The sequence below is a fragment of the Dolichospermum sp. LEGE 00246 genome, from assembly GCF_015207865.1.
GTDB classification, from domain to species: domain Bacteria; phylum Cyanobacteriota; class Cyanobacteriia; order Cyanobacteriales; family Nostocaceae; genus Dolichospermum; species Dolichospermum heterosporum.
The window spans coordinates 1-2,812 of the sequence record NZ_JADEWA010000586.1 but is presented as its reverse complement, the minus strand read 5'-3'; the positions used below and the strand labels follow the sequence as shown (position 1 = coordinate 2,812).

Sequence of the window (2,812 nt, the reverse complement as noted above, 5' to 3'; positions counted from 1 at the left end):
GTTTATTATTGTTTAGTTGGTTCACCAGGTTATACACCACCGGAATTAATGGGAAAAGATTTTGCTAGTATTGAGCAAACGGAAGTACATGATAGATTCCGGTTAGGGGTAATTATCTATCAATTATTATTTGGTGGTAATAATCATTTTCAGGGAAAATGGACAGGTGCGGGGGAACCTCCAGAACCTGATGAAATTATTCGTCGGGGTTTATGGCTGTATTCACCAAATAGTTTGATTGAACCTGTAGCGAGAACAATTCCCATGATAATTGTTCATCCAGCAATTCGGGAATGTTTTCTCAAATGCTTTAATGATGGTCATAAAAATCCCAATTTACGTCCCACAGCTAGGGAGTGGTTGGAGGCTTTAAGAACAGGGAATGATAATTTAACTATTTGTGGCAGGGTAGATAGTCATTATTATAGTAGAACTTTTGGTAATTGTTATTGGTGCGATCGCTCTACAAATCTTGGTGTTGATATTTTTCCTGGTGTTGTTAAAGCAAAACCATCTGCTGTGGTTGAATCAACATCACAAACTAAGATTTTTGCAGCTACTAACACGCTAGAACTGGTTAAGCAAGAAGGAAAGATAATAACTGTAGTTGGTAAAGTTGTTATTACTCGCCATCTTAGCAGCACAAATATATTGTTTATTAACTTTGGTAACGTTTCCAGTCTCGTCAACGGTTACAGTCCTTTTACAATTGTTATATTTTCAGAAGGTTTAAAAAATTTATCTAATTCCAGAAACTTAACAATTACTCAATTAAGTAATTGGGTTGGAAGTTATATCAAAATTACGGGAACTCTTGAAATACATCAAAAATCAAATTGTAATACTCCACAGATAATATTAAAAGATTCAAACCAAATAAGTCTAATAAGTCAAGTTGAGGCTAATAACTTAATTGCGGGAAATACTAATACAAATACTTCAGCCGCAGTTCAGCAAACTCAATCTCAAGTTACACAACCAGCAGTTTCTCCGCCTCAAAATCAATCTGTAATAAGCTCATCAACAGCTACAACTGTTTCATCTTCAGTTCAGACAACTCAATCTAAAGTTTCGCAAACTAATCAGTCTACAAATACGCCTCGTCATGTTTCACAATCGCCAGTTTATAAACCTCAGAGTCAACCTGTAAAAACACCTTTTGTAAGCGATGAGAAACTGAGAAAACTATTAATAATTGCGACATTAGGTTTTATAGGAACTCAACTCTATGGCTATGTAGGACAAAATTTATTGAGAAATCATCCAGATAAACCAACTCCTAAAGTAGAAACACTAACTCCCTCCTCAACTGAGAAAACACTACAATTACAGCAAACCCTCACTGGTCATTCTGACTGGGTTTGGTCCCTAGCATACAGCCCCGATGGTCAAACCCTGGCTAGTGGGAGTTTGGACGACACTATCAAACTGTGGAATGCCCGCACAGGAAACCTACTCCAAACCTTCACTGGTCATTTTAAATCGTTTTGGTCTCTAGCATACAGCCCCGATGGTCAAACCCTGGCTAGTGGGAGTATGGATGAGACTATCAAACTGTGGAATGCCCGCACAGGAAACCTACTCCAAACCCTCACAGGTCATTCTAACTGGGTTAATTCCCTAGCATACAGCCCCGATGGTCAAACCCTGGCTAGTGGGAGTAGGGATGAGACTATCAAACTGTGGAATGCCCGCACAGGAAACCTACTCCAAACCCTCACTGGTCATTCTAACTCGGTTTTGTCCCTAGCATACAGCCCCGATGGTCAAAGCCTGGCTAGTGGGAGTAGGGACAAGACTATCAAACTGTGGAATGCCCGCACAGGAAACCTACTCCAAACCCTCACTGGTCATTCTAACTCGGTTTTGTCCCTAGCATACAGCCCCGATGGTCAAAGCCTGGCTAGTGGGAGTGAAGACAAGACTATCAAACTGTGGAATGCCCGCACAGGAAAGCTACTCCAAACCCTCACAGGTCATTCTGACTCGGTTTGGTCTCTAGCATACAGCCCCGATGGTCAAACCCTGGCTAGTGGGAGTGAAGACGACACTATCAAGATTTGGCGGTTAAAGTAATCATTGATAGGATTTTATTAGCAATGGTCTATTTTATCATCCTGTAAATCCTTTAATCCTGGACATCCTGATTCAGACAATTTTACTAACCTATTTCCTCACCATAAATCTATGAATCATAAAGTTTTTTATCTTGATGGTAAAAAAATCAATAACAAACAAACATTTTTAAAACAAGCTGCTGAAGCAATGGAATTTCCTACATACTTCGGTGCTAACTGGGATGCTTTTGATGAATGTATCACCGATTTAACATGGTGTCCGGCTCAAAGATATGTGATATTATATGATCATGCTGATATCTTTGCTCAAGCTGAACCGACACAGTACCAAATAGCATTGGATATTTTAAATTTAGCCAAAGAATACTGGGAAGCTAATCATATTCCTCTCAAGCTTTTCGTTATTAACAAATAGGTAAAGTTACTTTTTCACTATTTGGAGATTGTTTGTTGTGGTTGTCAGAATCAGGATTTCCAGGATTTAAGGATGTACAGGATTTGATTGATTTTTTACCTGATGAAAATAAATATAATATTCCATCATTCCCAATAGTCGGTTTAAACCGACTTGAGCTTTTAGACAGGGAATTAATTCCCTGGCTTCTGGCTATTTGGAGATTGTTTGTTGTGGTTGTCAGAATCAGGATTTCCAGGATTTAAGGATGTACAGGATTTGATTGATTTTTTACCTGATGAAAATAAATATAATATTCCATCATTCCCAATAGTCGGTT

Annotated in this window: 2 protein-coding genes; both read left to right on the top strand. The window is 38.7% G+C overall.

Translation table 11 applies throughout. From position 1 onward, the window contains the following. Window positions 1–2,076 (top strand): hypothetical protein (locus IQ228_RS26970; RefSeq protein WP_228044059.1); only part of this gene is annotated, 2,076 nt, incomplete at its 5' end. Window positions 2,077–2,187: 111 nt separating this feature from the next. Further along, a complete protein-coding gene (locus IQ228_RS24325; RefSeq protein ID WP_190382636.1) occupies window positions 2,188–2,493 on the top strand; it encodes a barstar family protein in 306 nt (101 codons plus the stop codon). Window positions 2,494–2,812 lie beyond the last annotated feature (319 nt).